The sequence below is a fragment of the Oceanospirillum sediminis genome, assembly GCF_014164585.1.
In the GTDB taxonomy this organism is placed as follows: Bacteria; Pseudomonadota; Gammaproteobacteria; order Pseudomonadales; family Halomonadaceae; genus Oceanospirillum; species Oceanospirillum sediminis.
On the sequence record NZ_JACJFM010000149.1, the window covers coordinates 1 to 433 of the forward strand.

The window sequence follows — 433 nt, forward strand, 5'->3', positions numbered from 1 at the left end:
GGATGAAGTATTTATTGATAATTTCTTCAAGCATTTTGCAACTGTAGCGCATGATATGGGTGCCGAAGTCTATACCGAAGGTGCAGGAGGAGAAGTATTGCCCGTTGACCCAATGCGCTATTACGGCGTTAGTGATATACCAATGACCGAGTTTTGGTATCCAAAGGCGCCCTCTGCTCAAAATGAATATGCTAAACCAATTTATAATGCGGCGTCGGCAACCCATTTGTATAATAAACCAATGCTTGCGGCAGAGGCTTGTACGCAGATAGGGGTAAAATGGAATGAACACCCGTTTAGTGTAAAATATTTAATTGATTACAACTTTGCAAAAGGTGTAAATCATTTGGTGTTCCATACCTTTTCCCATACACCACAAACCGATGTATATCCTGGTTCTAGTTTTGGCGGGCATATCGGCTTTCCTTTGGTT

At 41.8% G+C, this 433-nt stretch carries 1 protein-coding gene; it reads left to right on the forward strand.

Translation table 11 applies throughout. The features are described 5' to 3' along the window. Positions 1-433 (forward strand): glycosyl hydrolase (locus H4O21_RS28190; RefSeq protein WP_220495863.1); only part of this gene is annotated, 433 nt, incomplete at both ends.